The organism is Corynebacterium sp. CCM 9203 (genome assembly GCF_041357675.1).
In the GTDB taxonomy this organism is placed as follows: domain Bacteria; phylum Actinomycetota; class Actinomycetes; order Mycobacteriales; family Mycobacteriaceae; genus Corynebacterium.
The window spans coordinates 38,130-55,200 of record NZ_JAUERY010000001.1; the positions used below are offsets into that span (position 1 = coordinate 38,130).

Here is a 17,071-nt window from a genome sequence, read left to right on the forward strand (position 1 = left end):
CATGAAGTCGCCCGGACATTCCGGCCCAGAACCGACCACCCCACCTGAAAATGCCCCGAAGGACGACATACGGCGTAGCGGCCTCCTCGGAAGCCTCAGCACCGATCCGTTCATCTTCCTCATTTCCGGGGGCATCATCGTCGCATTCGTCGCGGCCGCCGTCATCTTCGGGGAACGCGCCCGCGTCACCCTTGAAGGCGTGGCGACGTGGCTCCTGACGGATCTCGGCTGGCTCTACATCGGTGGCGTATCCATCTGTGTGGTGTTCCTGCTCGGTGTGTTCGTCTCCCATTTCGGTCGGATGCGCCTCGGCGATGACGACGACGAACCCGAACACTCCCTGCCGGCCTGGTTCGCGATGCTCTTCGCCGGCGGCATCGGCGCTGTCCTCATGTTCTGGGGTGTCGCTGAGCCGCTGCACCACATGACCAATCCACCGATGGCTGACGTCGAACCCGGTTCCCAGGCGGCGGCTATCGAAGCGATGGCGTTCACCTTCTACCACTTCGGTGCACACATGTGGGTCATCATGGCTCTCCCCGGTCTGGCGCTCGGATACTTCATCTACAAGAGAAAACTGCCTCCGCGCCTGAGTTCCGTCTTCGCGCCCGTCCTCGGTGCCCGGATCTACTCGTGGCCCGGAAAGCTCATCGATGTTCTGGCGATCGTCGGCACCGTCTTCGGTATCGCCGTATCCGTCGGCCTGGGTACCCTGCAGATCAACGCGGGGATGAACATGCTCTGGGACGTCCCGGTCATCGGACCCGTTGAACTGGGGATCATCGTGTTCATCACCGTTGTTGCCTCCATCTCGGTTGCCAGTGGCCTGGAGCGGGGCATCAAGGTGCTCTCCAACGTGAACATCGCCATGGCAGTGCTCCTGATGGTGTTCGTCCTGATCACCGGGCCCACGCTCACGCTGCTCCGCTCCACAGTTCAGGGTTTCGGCATCTACGTTGACCGCGCTCCCAGCCTGATGTTCTACACGGACGCCTTCGCCAACAACCCCGGCTGGCAGGGCTCCTGGACGGTGTTCTACTGGGCGTGGACAATCTGCTGGTCCCCGTTCGTCGGCATGTTCGTCGCCCGTATTTCCAGGGGGCGCACGGTCCGCGAGTTCATCGCCGGGGTTATCTGTCTACCGGCGATCTTCTCCGTCATCTGGTTCGCCGTCTTCGGCCGTGCCGGTTTCGAGATCGAGGCACTTGATCCCGGTGCACTCGTCAAGCCGGTGGTCGAAGACGGCAACACGGCTGCCGCACTGTTCACCTTCCTCGACTATTACCCGGCGACCGGCGTCGTCAGCATCTTCGCACTGGCGATCGTCGTGATCTTCTTCATCACCTCGATTGATTCGTCCGCGATGGTCACCGACATGTTCGCGACCGGTGAAGAAGACTCCTCTCCCGTCTACTACCGAATCATGTGGGCCTGCAGCATCGGTTCGGTTGCCGGTTCACTTCTTCTCATGAGCCCCGACACCGGAATCGAGACCCTGCAGCAGGTCGTCATCATCGTTGCGCTCCCGTTCTTCATCATGCAGTTCGTGATGATGTACTCCCTGCTGAAGGGAATGATCGATGACGCCGCCGCGAAACCTAAAATGCTCACCCGGCAATGGGAACAGACGGACTCTCCGGAGAAGCTCGCTGAGCAGGAGAATCGTCCCGCACCCGGATATGACGCGGACGGCAACCCACTGCCTCCGCTGGTCTACGGATATGACGGGGACGGCAGTATCGTCATCTCCGGAAACGTCGTCGTCGACGGGGAACTCGACGTCACAGGCGGGAATAATTCTGCGGAATCCTCCACTCCGGGCCGACGCTGACCCGGAGTGCTGAAACATCCACTTCTCGGGAAGCGGATCCGGACGTTTCTCACTGTGTCTCTGGTGGGGTGGTGCGTGCCCAGTCCCCGATCACAGGCGGGACCGTCAATGGCGCAGGGCCAAGAATTTTCTCCAGATTCCCCGACCGCTCCACCTGAGACAACACCGCAGACGGTTTCCTCCGATCCCGGCCACCACCAGCACCCGCACCAGCCATCGGCACGCCACCGGCAACACCACCACGTCCCACACCAGCAGACTGTGCACCCCCTGCAGTCTGGCCCTGTCCGCCTGAAATCGTCCCCGTGGATTGACCACCCAACCCACCAGGCACCCCAGAACGAGGCGACACACCGCCAGCGACCCCGGCACCGCCTCGGGAGGAACCACCGCCAACACCTGTGCCGTACCCACCGACCGGACCGCTCACCGATCGAACTGCACCACCAGTCCCCACACCAGCACCCTGAGCGTTGACAACACCAGCACCAGTACCGGTATGGCCTGGCGATAAAACGGTCCCACCACCTGTACCCGCGCCCGTGCTCACACCTGTACCGGTACCGGTGCCACTGTGAGCAGCAGACACCACCGGAGACAACCCACCACCGGAACCGCCAGCAGTGCCCGCCATAGAACCAGCCCTCACCGGTGGGGTCCCTCCCTGCCCGGACGCAGAGGTTCCAACCTCGCTGGGGTGTAACACACCGGCACCACTGGCCTGGGCAGACTCAATCTGTCCTGCTGTCCCACCACCAGCACCGGCGACGGCACCACCGGTGATCGATGGCGCCGCATCCGGTATCCCGATTGGGCGGCTACCAGTGCCGGTATTCCCGGAGTGGCCGACGGCGGCTGGTTCCATCAAGTGACTGATCGGTGGAACCGCACTCGACACGACGGAAGGCAACCTACCTCCGAGAAACGACGAGACCCATACCTTTTCGGCGACGGCACGCTCGGTAGGTTCTTCGATCAGTGCTATCTCCGCCTGCGCGAGGGCGATTTCTGCTTGAGCCCAGGAATTGATCGGGTTGAGACCGGCAATACTGTTCCCCATGATCCGGGCATTACCGGAAAACACCCGAGCACTGTCTGCGACGGTGGTGATGGTGTGTGCAGCCTGCTCGAATGACTCCCCCTCGGTGAGATCACGGATTTGTGCGGCAATCGCATCAAGCTCATCGGCTATCTCCCCGGTGTGGGTGGCTATCTGATTCCAGGTATCAGTCGCCCGGTCTGCTGCCGCGGTGTTGGTTGTGGAAAACGCGGCGGCCAAGCCAGCAAGTGTTCCCCCGCCGCCGATGGCAGGAATATTGAAGGTGAAAGGTCGGTAGTCTGCCGCGGGCCGATCAGGAAAGGGCAGGTCTGCTGGTGCGAGGTCTGGCCCCGGTGCGCCGGTGACCAGTTGGATATGGGTGACTCCGTCGATGGTCTCCATTGCCCGTGCCGTTGAATGCAATGCTTCGGCCAACCATTGGGCCTGCTCACGGAAGACAGCGAGTACATCATCGGCTGAACCGGTCGCTCCGGCAAAAATCTGTGCATGCTGCCGCCCGAGATCACCCAACCCAGGGGCCGAGGAATATGCGCTGATATGTGGCCCGAATCCTACTATTTCTCCAATGCGGACGCTTTTCATATACTGTTGTTTTAGTTTATTCACAATATTGACAACTTGAATCGGGCTGAAATTAATTGGCATGGTGGATCTCCTTTTTATGTTTGAAATAGGGGCTTGGATCGCCTTTGGTTAATTCCCCTTTATCCAGGAGAATTCACTTGTTTCTATATAAAATTTGTCAAAGTATTTACGGGCTTCTTGACAGGCTTTTTCTTGTGGCCAGTCGGTTCTTCCTGCCATGTTCAAGCTAATTCTTCCTCGGTGTGTTGAAGTTCCGATGTAGCAGACGCTCGGGTGGCTTGGGGAAAAAGTGTAGTAGTAGGAATTTGGAACTATAGATTCGGGGGCGTCTCCGATTATGAGGCCCTGTTTTTCTAGATATTCTCTACTGAGTGTGTCGGTATAGATTGCGGAGGTTCTGTATCCGTCATAATTGTCGGCTAGATCAAGGTCGCAGGTTATTCCTTTTCCGGGGAGTTCGTCATTCAGTCCATGGGTTAATCTGTATGGTTTTCCGGTGAACCCTATTTTTTGAAGTAGTTCATTCGGTAGCTCCCTGCAGGGGTCTGGGAGGTTACGTCCTGCTTCCCAGGGGTCGAAGATGATGGGGCTGCCATCTGCGTTGGCGGTCGCGGATGACATATCTGCTGGTTCTCTGTCATTGGCCGGGGGCTGGTTTGTTGTTGAGATTGCCGGTTCGTCTTCCGTGATTGCCGGTGTGTTGGGGTGTGTTTGGCAGGCGCTCAAGATCATGGCTGCGATTGTGCTGCATAGCGTGAGGGTGGTGATGATTGTGGTTCTGGTCAATGGGTTCTGGCTTTCTCTGATGGAGGTGGTGTGTCGGGGTGGGTTGGTGGTGTTCATCAGCATCAGACTGCCTGTGTGGTGGAAAGGTTCCATTGCGTGGCTGATTGGTCGGGTGCGGGGGTGGTTTGTGGATGAAATGCCAGTACATCGCTACCCCTTGGGGTTGTTAGGGGATCGTGGCGCGAGCCGCGCCATGGGGCTCTCCGAAAATTTCCCGAACGGTGTCCGGGAATGGGGGGATTCCTCGCGGTTTTCCGGTTACCCACATGTTTGTTGATCGAATAATTTCAGCACGGTACGGAATCTTCCTTGTTTTTCACCTGAGTGCAGCTATCGGGTTCAGATTGCGGTGGCCGGTATGGGCGCTGATCCGGTTCAAACTCGGGGGAGAGGGCTGATGGGGCAGGTGATGCCGATTTTCCACTCAGGGCGATATCGTTTTCGGCTCAGTCTTTCTCGACATTGTTCGTATCGGGGAATCTTGGTGGCGTTGTGTTGAGTGCTGGGGCGTGATGTGTGCCCGTTTTCCTTTTGGAGCCGGTCTAGCCTCGTCCATGGTGGTGTGCGGTCGTGTATGAATCCGGTCTCGTTCGACGCTTGTGCGGATAGGTCTGGGCTGGTGACGGCGTTTCTGATGGGTTGGTGTGATTGCTCAGGGAACAGGTGGTTGTGCACTGGGTGGTGCTGGTGTGGCGAGGTACCGGTTATTGCGGAGGAAGACACGTGGTGCCGATCTCTGCTTTTCCGGAGATGCGGGGAGAAGGCTCCTTTAGACAGATGGAGGCCCGGCACATCAATGTGCCGGGCCTCCATCTGTCGGGAAACGACTGGATTTGTGTGGGCGTGATCCGTGTGGTGGATCAGTGCTGGTTGGGTTTCAGTTGTTTGTCGGTTGCGTCTCGTAGTTCCTCGGCATGTTGTTCTGCGAGTTCCTTCGCTTCGTCGAGTGCCTCCAAGCGTGCGGCTGTTTCGGTGCGTTCGCGTTCGATGACGTTGATTCGGTGGGAGATCACGTCGAGGGCATGGTTGGCGTCTGGGGCATTCACCGCGGCGATGTCGTCCGGATGGTGGGTGATCACGGCTTCTTCGAGTGCTTCGGAATCCCAGTGCCCGCTTCGTAGTTCAGCTTCGAGTTGGTGTTCGCCGCCGACGGGTACGGCACGGGTGGGGCGGAGAATGAGATCGGCTGTGTAGCCCGCGATGATTGCGATGAGGGTGGGCACGACCCACCCGAGTTTCTGCCCGTGCATGGGTGCCCAGTCGATCAGTGGATCGACAACGGTGGTGGCCCAGCCTATGGAGGACACCGTCATCAGTGCGGCCCAGAAAACAGCGACTGCCAGGGAGAAGAGGAATGTGTAGTGGAGTTTCCGGCGGAAGACAGGTTCGATGAGGGTAAGGGAAACGAGGGTGATCGCGGCGGGGTAGAGGAATCCGATGATTGGTGCGGCGATAGCGAGAACGGTCTCGAGACCGAGGGTGGACACGGCGAGAGAGATCACCGCGAAGAGGATCGCCCATGCCCGGTATGAGATGCCGGGCATGATCCGGTGGAAGAACTCACTGGTTGCGCCGATGAGACCTGCTGCGGTGGAGAGGCAGGCGAGGAACACGATGAGTCCGAAGACGACCATTCCGGCGAACCCCATCGTTGATTGCGCGGCGTGGGAGAGCAGCGTTGCTCCGTCTTCGTAGTTCAGTGCGTCAGGAATGCGTCGTCCGACTATGCCGAGGCCGATATAGATGACACCGAGAAGTGCCCCGGCACTGATCGCGGCTGTTCCGACGCTGCGGACGAGTTTTGGACCGCTGGGTACACCCTTGTATCGGAGTGATGAGATGACCATGATGCCGAAGGCGAGTGCAGCGAGGGAATCCATCGTCAGATAACCCTCGATGAGGCCTGCTGACAGTGGGTGTCCTGCGTACTTCTCGATAGCGGGGGTGGGGGAACTGCGCAGCGTGAGGACGGATAAGGTCACGAGGGCAATGAGCAAAATGAGCAGCATGGGGGTGAGATATTTGCCGAGTTTGTCGACGAGCCCCGATGGGTCGAATGCGAGTGCCAGGGAGATTGCGAAGAATACTGCGGAGAAGGCTGCTGCTGCTGCGGTGGAGTCGAAACCTGTCAGGGGTGTCACTGCTGTGGAGAAACTCACGACCGCTGTGCGGGGCAGTGCGTAGAATGCCCCGATAGCGAGATAGACCAGAACGGGGAATAGTAGGCCGAACATGCGGCCACCCCGCTGTGCGAGGTCGTAGATGTCATCGCCGGTGATGGCGACGGCGATGACGCTGAGAACCGGAAGAAGGACCCCGGCCGCGAGGAAACCTGCGATGGCGAAAGGGAACCCCTGTCCCGATTCCGCGCCCAGCATCGGCGGGAAAATGAGGTTACCGGCCCCGAAGAACATCGAGAACAACATCAGGGATGCTACTGCGATGGCGCTCGTGGTGCTTGTCGGACGGGTTGTTATTGATGTGCCCATGGTTACCTTTCACACAGATGCGCCCGGCTTCGGGTCGCAGGATGCACGGAGACAGGGTTCCGCTCGGAAACGAACACAGTGATTCGGGTGGTTCTCACGCAAGAACACTACTGTCTGACGCGCTCCGGTTCGTAGCCGATGCGCAGTTAAGCCTCGGTGCAGTGGTGAACATCACGCCTGATCAATGGCCTGTGTAATGCGGTAAACAGCTTCAGTCAGTGTCTCCCGCGAGCAGGCGAAGTTCAGTCGTGCATGTCCGGCTCCACCCGGGCCGAAGTCCGTTCCCTCATTGAGGGCCACTCGTGCGTGTGTGAGTAACCATGCCGCTGGATGCTCAGGAATTACGGTGTCCCGGAAGTCCAGCCACATCAGGTATGTGGCATCCGGCACAGTTGTCCTGATTCCGGGTACCCGCGCCGGGAGTTCCGCCACCAGCCAGTCCCTGTTTGATCTCAGGTACGTGAGCTGCTCGTCGAGGAAGGATTGCCGCGCACGGTAGCAGGCTTCACCGGCGATGAGACCGAGGGTTGAGTACCCACCGCGGAGCAGAGGATTCAACTTTCGCCATGCCCTGATGTCATCCGGGTTGGTGAAGATCATTTGCGCGCATTTCAGCCCCGCGACGTTCCAGGCCTTTGACGCGGCAGTCACCGTGACACACACCCGGGCTGCGGTGGTGCCGACCATTGCGGCCATCGTGTGGGATCCGTCGTAGACGAGGTGCGAGTGGATCTCATCGACGAGAATCCGACCGTTGTATCGGGCGGCGATCTCCGCGAGGGCCCGAAGAAATTCCGCGTCAAACGTGTAGCCGAGTGGGTTGTTCGGGCTGCAAAGCAGGAGTGAACCGGCACCACCGCGGAAAGCGTGTTCGATTTCCCCGGGATCGAGACCGCCTTCTGCACCGACGAACACGACGTCGCGTTCCGTGACCTTGGGCAGGTCCAGGAAGGGGGGATAGCATGGAACCGGGATGATCACCGGTGATCCGGGTCGGGTCAAATGGTTGATCGCAAGCTCCAGTCCACGGAGGACATCGGGTACCGCGAAGATCCCCTCTGGGTCGAGTGTCACTCCGTACCGGGACAGGTAGAACGAGACCAGCGCAGAACGCAGAGCGGAGGGCTCCGGAGGATACCCGAATGCTTCGCGACGTACGGCGTCGGCAAGCGCCTGCTTAACCTCGGGACACGTTCCGAAATCCGATTCCGCGACCCACAGCGGCAGGACACCATCCGGGTAGCGCGTCCACTTCTGGGTGTCACGTCCGCGGAGCTGATCCAGGGGAGGGAAATACATGTACCCGAATCTAGTCCCCGAATCTGCCGAGGGGTCGGAGAAACCGGTGTAGCTGACGAATACTAGACTGAGGTAGCCCGTCACTGCCGGGATATACCCGGTGGTACGTCCAGCAGAGACCTCCCCGTGGAAGGTGTGGTGCAAGAATGAGAACCAGGAACCGGTACGCTGCCCGAATCACAGCGGCAACCGTCGCCGCCGCGGCCCTCGCCGCCTGCTCCGGTGAAGACACACCCGCACCGGAGATGGAAGAAGCAGCCCCCACCACGGCCATCGCCGAGGAGACAACCCCGTTCACCCCGCGGAAGGTTGATCCGGTTCTGGTCGATCAGAACCTCTCCGAACCGGCCCATGACCCCGGGTTGAACGTCGACTGGCAACTGATGTCGATGAACTACGGAAACTATGGGGGAGTGGTTATCCACGTTCTTGTGACCAACCGCAACGATGTAGCACTTCCGGCTGATGCTTTCAGTTCCCCGAAGTTGTCCATCTCCGACTACGCGGGCAACCTCACTCCGGTCCAACAGATGACGGAGGAGCAGTACCCGGGGCTTGTTTCCGAACTTGACCTGCCGCTCGGTCCAGGGGCATCGACCAATCTGGCTTATGCCTTCCAGACTTCCTACGGGACGTTGTACAACGCTGAGTTCCGTATCGGCAACGTGATCTTCAAGGGGTCTCTGCCCCGCAACTGAGTTCCCCGGCATGCCGCCCGTCACGAACGCAGACGAGTGGCCCCGATGAGTGCACGAACCGGGATTGTGGCCTTCACCCGAGTGGGAACGGATACCCGTCGCCGCATGACCTCGGTCGCGGGTGTCACTGCGAGCCGTTCCGTCAACTCCCGGTAGAGGATGAGCGCTGCGAGCACCCCGGCACGTACCCGTGTCGGGAGGAGATGCACGGTTTCCTCGGCGACGGCGAGGTCCGCACGGACAGTGGCGATGAGGGAATCCCGGATATCGTCCGTCAGCGGTCGGCCGTCACCGAGGTATCTCCGGCCGAGTTCTGTCGTGTCCTCGTGGAGATCCCGCAGAAAATTGATGTTCTGGAAGGCCGCCCCAAGCCGACGCGCCCCCGTGGCGCAGCGTGCGAGTTGCTCCGGTGGAAGGTCACGTCCGGACACGAAGATAGTCAGGCACATAAGGCCTATTACCTCCGCTGATCCGTACACGTAGGCGTCGCGTTGCACCTCGTCATAGACCGCGGATCGGTTCAGATCCCGGCGCATGGAAGAGAAGAACGCCGTCAGGTGCTCCGAGTCGATGTGCGTGCGTCGCGCGGTACCGGCGAAGGCATGGACGGTGGGATTGGTCGAGAACCCGGTATCGATCGCGCGCATCACCTCCTCCTGGAATGCGTCGAGTTCCCGGTGTATTTCGGTGCCGGTGAGTCCTGCGTCGGCCGCAGTTCCGTCGACGATCTCATCCGCGATACGTACCACCGCGTAGAGGTTCCGGATGTCTGCGCGTGTGCGGGGATCGAGCAATCTGGTCGCCAGTGAGAAGGAGGTGGAGTAGGTCTCCATGACACGTGCGGAGGCCCGTGTGGACATCGCATCGTAGTCAGCCATCGAGGTACTGCGTTCAGACATCGAGACTCTCCTCGATGCCATCAAGGACGGTGGAGAAAGCGGCCCGCGCCTCTGGGGAGGGTAACGCCCCGGATTCCGACAGGATGGCGCGGGCATCGGTGAGATTCCGCCGAGCCCGGTTCACGATGTCTTCCACGGCACCACAGGAACGCAGAAGATCCCGGATCCTGTCCAATCTGGTGTTGTCATCGCTTCGGAGAATGCTCTCGAGTTCGTCTCTGACATCAGTAGCCCCGGCTGCGGTCAATAGCGGAGTTGCGCGCCCCAGAATCAGATCCCCGGCGGTGCTCTTCCCGGTACGGGAACTCGGAGAAAAAACGGACTGCAGATCATTGGCGAGCTGAAATGCGGCCCCGGCCTCGTGCCCGATTCTCCGCAGCGCAGCGGAGTCCCCGTCACGGTCTGCTAGCAGTGCACCGGCAACGAGCGGAGCACCGAAGGAATACGGCGCCGTCTTCAGGCCACTCGCCGTGCACACGGCGTCGCCGCCGGGATGGACCCCCGGCAGCGAATAGTGCACGTCCAGGAATTCACCCACCATGGACAACCCCGCAGCATCCGTGAGGAGCCGGATCAGATCCACCGTGGTCGAGTCTCCGGCCCCAGAGTCCGCGACCAACCGGATCGCTCCGGTGAGAGCCGCAGTACCGGAGAGTACCGCCACTGAACGTCCGTAGTGCGAGGCGTCAGGCGATTCGCTGGGAGTGTTCGTACCGTACTCACGCACCGCCCGATCCCTCGCCGCGGCATGTATGGTGGGCTGCCCGCGTCGGGTTTCATCGGCGTCAATCACATCGTCGAGAATCAGGAATGACCCGTGCAGCAGATCGAAGGCGGCGGCCACCGCGATGTCGGGGTGTGGCACCGGGCCATCGGGCCGGTCCGCACCGATGTGGACCAGGAGAGAACGCAGGTGTTTCCCACCCGTGCAGATATCCCGCGTGTCGACGAGCGGCATGACTGCGTACGGGTCGATCTCGGTGAGTGCCCCGGAAATGGCGGAGAACCTGGAGTGGAGAAAATCGACGGACCGCCTGCTACGTTCCCGGAACATCGGGGCGGTGGTCGGGGAGATCATGTTTCCCATTGTCTCATGGCGCCGGGATCTGCGGTTAAGCTGGTCGCATGAGCAACGCACCTGAACTCGTGGTCCTCGCCGATGACTCGGGTAGGCCGATCGGAACTGCACCCAAAGCCACGGTGCACAGCGCCGATACCCCGCTCCACCTCGCCTTCTCGTGCTACCTCATCGGTGGAGCCGGAGAGATTCTGCTGACCCGACGTGCTCTCGGGAAGAAGACATGGCCGGGGGTCTGGACGAATACCATGTGCGGACACCCCGGCCCAGGAGAGGACACCGTCCGTGCGTTGCTGCGGCGCGGTACCCAGGAACTCGGGCTCGCAGCGGACGACCTGACTGACATCACCTGCGTCCTACCCGAGTTCCGGTACCGTGCGGTCGATTCCTCGGGAATCGTCGAGTTCGAGATTTGTCCCGTTTACACCGCTCTGCTCGCGCCCGGGGCGAAACTGGACCCCCTGCCCGCTGAAGTCGACCACACGGCGTGGATCGCTCCCACCCGTCTGGTCGATGCGGTACGCAGTGCACCGTTCGCGTTCAGCCCCTGGATGGGACAACAGCTTGCGTACCGTGAACTGCGTACCGCTCTCGGGGTCAGATGATCCCGGTCAGGCGCTTGACCGCGGTCAGCGGAATCTCGAGCCAGTCAGGTCGGTTGTTGGCCTCATAGGCCACCTCATAGAGAGCCTTGTCCAGACGGTAGGCCTCAAGGAGTGCCGTGTTCCCGGTGTCGTAGCCCTCAAGGAAGGCATCGACGCAGTCACGCGCCCACGCAGCCGGATCAGTCGGTCCCAGAGCGGTTGAGTCACTCTGGGAGTGGAAGTGCGCGGCGTAGTCGAAGGAACGGATGATACCGGCGAGATCCTTCAACGGGCTGTCGGGTTGAAGACGCTCAGCGAGTGGGCGTGCGGGTTCCCCCTCGAAGTCGATGAGCAGCCACCCCGAATCAGTATGCAGAACCTGGCCGAGGTGCAGATCTCCGTGGACCCGCTGCACCGGTGTTGTCGTGTCGGCATCGAGCCCGTCATAGACGGACCGTGCCGCATCCTGGTAGGCACCTATTGCTGGTACATCACCGGCGAGCTCTGCGAGCCGCTCGGTGAGATGGTTCCGCACCTCGCCGACCCCGGTGACACCGGTGTCGAAGGCGCATGCGAGATCGGCGTGTACACGGCGTACCGCACGCCCCAGTTCGCGTGCTTCCTCGGTGAAGGACAGTCCTTCCGCCGCATGATCGAGGGCGAGCTTCCAGCCGTCGGTCGCGCCACTGGCGAAGTCCTGGACCATCGCTGTGGTGAATTCCCACCCGTCGATATCGACGGTCACCCAACCACGCAATGGGGCGATGTTCGGGCAGCCCACCCGGGACAGACCTTCCAGCAATTCGACATCGGGGTTGACCCCTGGCTGGAGCTTCCGGAAGTACTTGACCATCAGGCTGTCCCCGTCAGCGTCCCCGAAAACCAGTGACGTATTGGACTGCTCTCCGGCTATCCGACGCCCACGCAGACCGGGAGGCATGACGCGCCCGGCGAGTTCGCCAGGCTCCTGTACCCCGTCGGAACCGCCTCCGGAGCAGCCACCGACGACGTGCAACGTCCCTCCACCGGCTGGGCGGCCCTCCGCGATGGCGGCACCGAGGGCCGTTGCCACCTCCGGGGTTCCCAGAACATCGGGAAGTGATTCATCGGACTCATCGACGAGCATCTGGTACAGCCCGTCCGGGGTTCGCACCACGAGCCATCGCCCACCGACGGCTTCCGCGGCGGCGACCACCTCGACGGTATCGAGGGGGTGGGATTTCGCTCCGTAGTAGCGACTGGTGGACAGCGTGGCGGCCAGAGCAGCGGGCTTCACGTCGGGGTCTCCTACTTGTTGTTGGGGGAGGACAGGTCGAACCAGAAGAAACCGTGCGGGGCGAGAGTGACCACCCAGTCACGACCCGATTCGATGACGGGGAACCGTTCACCACCGGTGAGCTCCACCGGAATGCGGTCAGCGAACTCCGACAGATCCAATGAAACGGCCTGCGGGCGGGTGGACAGGTTGTTCACGCAGAGGATCACGTCACCACCATTCTCCCTGAGATAACTCAAAACAGCACCGTTCGTGGAATCCACCTCACGGTAGCTACCCAGGCCGAAGGCCGGATGCTGCTTCCGGACCTGGATCAGTCGACGGTTCCATTGCAGGAGCGAATTCTCCTGCACGAGCTGACTCTCCACGTTGACCGCGGAGTAGCCGTACTGGGCGTTCTGGATCGCGGGAAGGTAAAGACGCTCAGGATCCGCCTCCGAGAAACCACCGTTACGGTTGTCGGACCACTGCATCGGGGTGCGTACCCCGTCACGGTCACCCAACCAGATGTTGTCGCCCATTCCGATCTCGTCACCGTAATAGAGCACCGGGGAACCCGGGAGACTCAGCAACATACCGGTGAGGAGCTCAAGCTGATTGCGGTCACCGTCGAGAAGCGGAGCCAGGCGGCGCCGGATGCCGACATTCGCGCGCATACGCGGATCCTTCGCGAACTCCGCGTACATGTAGTCCCGCTCCGCGTCGGTGACCATCTCCAGAGTGAGCTCATCATGGTTGCGCAGGAAGATGCCCCACTGTGCGGTCTCCGGGATATCAGGCGTCGCCGCCAGAATTTCACTGATCGGGGCTCGTGACTCCTGCCGCACCGACATGAAGATTCGGGGCATCAGTGGAAAATGGAACGCCATGTGGCACTCGTCGCCCGTGGTCTTCTCCCCGAAATACTCGACGACATCCTCCGGCCACTGGTTTGCCTCCGCGAGCAGCACCCGGCCCGGGTACTCATCCTCGACGAGAGCGCGGCACCGCTTGAGGAACTCGTGGGTCTCCTGCAGATTCTCACAGTTCGTGCCCTCCCGCTCATAGAGATAAGGCACGGCATCCAGACGGAACCCATCCAGACCGAGATCAAGCCAGAACCGGAGGACATCGAGCATCGCCTCGCACACGTCCGGATTGTCGTAGTTCAGGTCAGGCTGGTGGCTGAAGAAACGGTGCCAGTAGTACTGGCCACGCTCAGCGTCCCACGCCCAGTTCGAGGTCTCCGTGTCAATGAAAATGATGCGGGTGTCCGCGTACTTCTTGTCCGAGTCGCTCCACACGTAAAAGTCACCGTAGGGGCCATCCGGGTCACGCTTCGACTCCACGAACCACGGGTGCTGATCACTCGTGTGATTGAGAACCAGGTCCGTAATCACCCGAATACCACGCCGGTGCGCCTGGTCGATGAGCTCAACGAAATCGTCGACCGTACCGAACTCGGGGAGAACCTCACGGAAGTTACGGATGTCGTAGCCGCCGTCCCGCAGAGGGGAATCGTAGAACGGCGGAAGCCAGAGGCAGTCCACACCGAGCCACTGGAGATAGTCGAGCTTCTCCGTCAAACCTTTCAGGTCACCGGATCCGGTGTTCGTCGAATCATTGAACGCCCGGACCAGAACCTCGTAGAACACGGCCTGCTTGTACCACTCGGGTTCGGACTTCTCGTTCGGTGCATCACCCGGCGCCGGTGCCGGAGTATCGAACTCGTCGGAAGAATGCTCGACAACGAGACCCTCCGCATTGATCTCCGGCTCGGGAGCTTCTTCAGTGGTGTGCAGTTTCAAGGGATCGTCAGCCATGCCCACCAGACTAGAAAACCCTATGCCCCCCGTGCAGAACCGGGGTCAAGGAAATGCCCTCCGGACATACCCCAGGGGGTCCACCGTGGAACTTGTTTCACCGGTGGTGATGTCGAGAGTACGACTGTACCTGTCGCCGTCGGTGTCGAACTCCCGCCACCCCGGGCGCTTACAGGCGGCGAAATCCAGAACCATCCGATGTACCCGGTTAGCAACCGGCTGCAGGCGCCCGGAGGCACCGACACCCAGAAGAGCGTCGACACGCGCGGGAAGCGTACCCAGGCAATCGAACACCAACGGCAACTCCGCGCAATGCAGTGCTGGCTGGTTGCCGTCGCCAGTGAACTCCAGCATCCACAGTGGCCCCGGTGCGGTCTCCGCGATGGAGCTCACCCACCGTCGAATCGTTGAATCACCGATCAACCGGCCCGCGATGCGGCCCGCGTCGATCTCTCGGCAGGCGTCGATGTACGCGCCGGGATCAAGAGTTGCCCCAAGATGACGAGCGAACAAACGGGCGAAACCCGCCCCCATACCCCGGGCGTCACACCAGGAACCGACAGGCTCGAGATAGAATTCATCGGAGGTGTGCGTCAGCAGGATAGGAACGTCGACGAGCTGGCCACCATCGAAAGGACTCGGCCCGACCGCCGGGTCCGTGATGTAACACGTACGGTAGCGACGATAGAGAGCGGAGCGTTGTTTCGGGGAGAGGGACGTCAGCTTCTTCCGGGTTGCGGAACCACCGAGGAAGGGCAGTACGCGGCACCGCTGATTGAAGGACCGGCGCGGATACCCTGGGGACAGTGCGACGATCCGGCGGAACGCACCCCGGTAGTGGTCCCGGCGGGCCAACCACACGGCCATACCCCCACCCGCGGACTGACCCATCAACGTCACATTCGTCGGATCACCGCCGAAAGCCTCGATGTTCCGCTGAATCCACTCCAACGCCATGATGGCGTCATCGGTGCCCCGGTAGTGCGACGGCTCCTCATCATCGAAATGAGCGAACCCCTCGAACGCCATCCGGTACCCGATGGAGACAAACACCACCTCATCCCGGGCGAAGGCCTGACCGCCGTACCAGGACCCGTCATGGTGCCCCGACTCGTAGCGCCCGCCGTGGAGAAAAGCGATCACGGGCAGATCCGGCGGCAGTGATGAGGTATCCGAGGCCGCCCGGACAGCCGACACCGGGGCGCTGACCGTCAGACCCACCTGGCGCGTCTTCGGAACCGTCGCATCGACGGTGACCCGTTCCCGCAACGGCTCCGGGGATGCGAAGGGGGACGGGATGTGCGAGTAGGGCAGCGAATAGAACGTGACGATGTCCCGGTCCCGCTGTCGTCCTCCACCTGAAGGGGAACTGATTACACCAGTGGCGACCGTATCAGGAGCCTGGACCTTCAGAGTTGGGGAGGAATGCATGATTCTCAGGCTAGCAACCAGAGGGGAGTCGTGCCCCGCGCTGTGCCGCCAGGATTGCTCCCCATGTACTCGAGCCCAGCAGTCATCTCCGATCCTCAATCCGCCGACCCTAGAACACGGATTGTCCCGGTTCGCTAACATCGACGATGACCTGGTCTGGGACGCCTTTCCTGAAGCTCTGCGCAGGCACCGCGAGAAAATCCGTGCGATCGCCGACAACGTGGATTATCCCACCTGGTAGAACACCGTCGAGGTGCTCGAGGCCTCCGGCAAGAGGTGGACCGCCGCACCGCATAGTTGTTCAACATGCTTGGCACCGACTCGACGGGGACCGGGCAGAAGACCACCAAGCAGGTCAGCCAGGAATTTTCCGCGCACAGTAATGTGTTGTACACCGACACCGCTATGGATGCCCGGCTCAGGGCGGTCACCGCACCTGACGGGGTAGGGAAAGCCTGCGGCTCCGCCGTTCCTGCTGCGCCGGTTCGCCCGCCGCGGTGCCAGCGGGAACTCGCGTCTATCAACGAGCGCTTGTCCGTGCTCTCAGCCGCCTTTGGCAACAACCTACTCGCCGACCCGGCGCACACGCCCTCTATGTCGCCGATGTTGCGATACCCGAAGGGTGCTCTACCCGTGGCTCGGATCTGCGCCTCCCGTAACGCCGTTGAAGTGGAAGTGGAGAACGGATACCTCCTGACCCGCGAACTGCTCACGGTGCAGTCCATGATGATCGACTTCACCGATCCAATGACCCGGGCTGCGCTCCACGAGGTCAGACAGCGCCGCTGGGCGGTGAATCCGACCGTCCTTCTGGAGATGGTGAAACTCGGGGCGCACCGCGCGTAACCTCTTGGGTGCGATCCGCACTCCGACTACGTTATCGAGGAAGGGGCCGCTGGAACTGCGGATGCCGTCCGTCGAATGCTCACAGCTCTTGAGCCTGCTGCTGCAGCGAACGCGGCGGCGATGCGCAAACATCCTCAGCGAACTCGCTGGCTCCGAGGTCACCGGTGTGGACTGGCCTTCTGAGGAGCGAAGCTAAAGGTACGTGACTACGAACCTCGACAAGGAGAGGCTATGCCGCCATTTCCCGCTGGGCCGGGTGCTGCACGACGGCGTCTTCTTCGTGGTGAACTGCCTCTACGACGTTACGGTGACCGATCGCTCTGGTCTGGAGGAGTACCGCCCGGGTGCCGATGTCTGGGAGGCGCGGGACGTTGACGTGGCCAGTCTTGGCCTGTTCATCACTGACT

Annotated in this window: 14 protein-coding genes; 5 read left to right on the forward strand and 9 right to left on the reverse strand. The window is 61.2% G+C overall.

The window, feature by feature from the left end; translation table 11 throughout:
- Window position 1: 1 nt before the first annotated feature.
- Window positions 2–1,831, forward strand: coding sequence for a BCCT family transporter (locus QWU44_RS00160; protein ID WP_370913699.1), 1,830 nt, complete (start codon window positions 2–4; stop codon window positions 1,829–1,831).
- Window positions 1,832–1,880: 49 nt separating this feature from the next.
- On the opposite strand, the gene QWU44_RS00165 is transcribed toward QWU44_RS00160, so the two are convergent.
- Together QWU44_RS00165 and QWU44_RS00170 are read right to left on the reverse strand one after the other, a co-directional pair.
- Window positions 1,881–3,473, reverse strand: coding sequence for a hypothetical protein (locus QWU44_RS00165; protein ID WP_370913700.1), 1,593 nt, complete (start codon window positions 3,471–3,473; stop codon window positions 1,881–1,883).
- 111 nt (window positions 3,474–3,584) lie between these two features.
- The gene (locus QWU44_RS00170) at window positions 3,585–4,208 is read right to left on the reverse strand and encodes a hypothetical protein (protein WP_370913701.1); all 624 of its coding nucleotides are present in this window, start codon (window positions 4,206–4,208) and stop codon (window positions 3,585–3,587) included.
- Between QWU44_RS00170 and QWU44_RS00175 the strand changes: the two genes are divergently transcribed.
- Entirely contained in the window at window positions 4,207–4,539 is a 333-nt protein-coding gene (locus QWU44_RS00175) for a hypothetical protein (RefSeq protein ID WP_370913702.1), read from the forward strand. The genes QWU44_RS00170 and QWU44_RS00175 overlap by 2 nt on opposite strands.
- 583 nt (window positions 4,540–5,122) lie before the next feature.
- Here QWU44_RS00175 and brnQ read toward each other — a convergent pair.
- Window positions 5,123–6,751: a branched-chain amino acid transport system II carrier protein gene (gene brnQ, locus QWU44_RS00180; protein WP_370913703.1), complete on the reverse strand. Its 1,629-nt coding sequence runs from the start codon at window positions 6,749–6,751 to the stop codon at window positions 5,123–5,125.
- Between the two features lie 171 nt (window positions 6,752–6,922).
- On the reverse strand, window positions 6,923–8,050 hold the full coding sequence (locus QWU44_RS00185; protein ID WP_370913704.1) for a MalY/PatB family protein: 1,128 nt from the start codon (window positions 8,048–8,050) through the stop codon (window positions 6,923–6,925).
- Between the two features lie 146 nt (window positions 8,051–8,196).
- On the opposite strand from QWU44_RS00185, the gene QWU44_RS00190 reads away from it, so the two are divergent.
- On the forward strand, window positions 8,197–8,748 hold the full coding sequence (locus tag QWU44_RS00190; protein ID WP_370913705.1) for a hypothetical protein: 552 nt from the start codon (window positions 8,197–8,199) through the stop codon (window positions 8,746–8,748).
- A gap of 20 nt (window positions 8,749–8,768) precedes the next feature.
- On the opposite strand, the gene QWU44_RS00195 is transcribed toward QWU44_RS00190, so the two are convergent.
- On the reverse strand, window positions 8,769–9,647 hold the full coding sequence (locus QWU44_RS00195; protein ID WP_370913706.1) for a phytoene/squalene synthase family protein: 879 nt from the start codon (window positions 9,645–9,647) through the stop codon (window positions 8,769–8,771).
- Window positions 9,640–10,725: a polyprenyl synthetase family protein gene (locus QWU44_RS00200; protein WP_370913707.1), complete on the reverse strand. Its 1,086-nt coding sequence runs from the start codon at window positions 10,723–10,725 to the stop codon at window positions 9,640–9,642. Before QWU44_RS00200 ends, QWU44_RS00195 begins: the two co-directional genes overlap by 8 nt.
- 47 nt (window positions 10,726–10,772) lie before the next feature.
- Between QWU44_RS00200 and idi the strand changes: the two genes are divergently transcribed.
- On the forward strand, window positions 10,773–11,330 hold the full coding sequence (gene idi / locus QWU44_RS00205; protein WP_370913708.1) for an isopentenyl-diphosphate Delta-isomerase: 558 nt from the start codon (window positions 10,773–10,775) through the stop codon (window positions 11,328–11,330).
- Here the strand turns inward: idi and QWU44_RS00210 are convergent.
- The 3 genes from QWU44_RS00210 to QWU44_RS00220 are packed head-to-tail and all read right to left on the reverse strand — an operon-like array spanning window position 11,323 to window position 15,818.
- Complete coding sequence (locus QWU44_RS00210; RefSeq protein ID WP_370913709.1) at window positions 11,323–12,585, reverse strand: hypothetical protein; 1,263 nt, start codon at window positions 12,583–12,585, stop codon at window positions 11,323–11,325. The two genes, idi and QWU44_RS00210, sit on opposite strands and share 8 nt — an antisense overlap.
- Window positions 12,586–12,596: 11 nt before the next feature.
- The gene (treS, locus tag QWU44_RS00215) at window positions 12,597–14,387 is read right to left on the reverse strand and encodes a maltose alpha-D-glucosyltransferase (RefSeq protein WP_370913710.1); all 1,791 of its coding nucleotides are present in this window, start codon (window positions 14,385–14,387) and stop codon (window positions 12,597–12,599) included.
- A 45-nt stretch (window positions 14,388–14,432) separates the two neighbouring features.
- A complete protein-coding gene (locus tag QWU44_RS00220) occupies window positions 14,433–15,818 on the reverse strand; it encodes a carboxylesterase family protein (RefSeq protein WP_370913711.1) in 1,386 nt (461 codons plus the stop codon).
- A gap of 306 nt (window positions 15,819–16,124) precedes the next feature.
- Between QWU44_RS00220 and QWU44_RS00225 the strand changes: the two genes are divergently transcribed.
- Complete coding sequence (locus QWU44_RS00225; protein ID WP_370913712.1) at window positions 16,125–16,664, forward strand: hypothetical protein; 540 nt, start codon at window positions 16,125–16,127, stop codon at window positions 16,662–16,664.
- The last annotated feature ends 407 nt before the right edge of the window (window positions 16,665–17,071 follow it).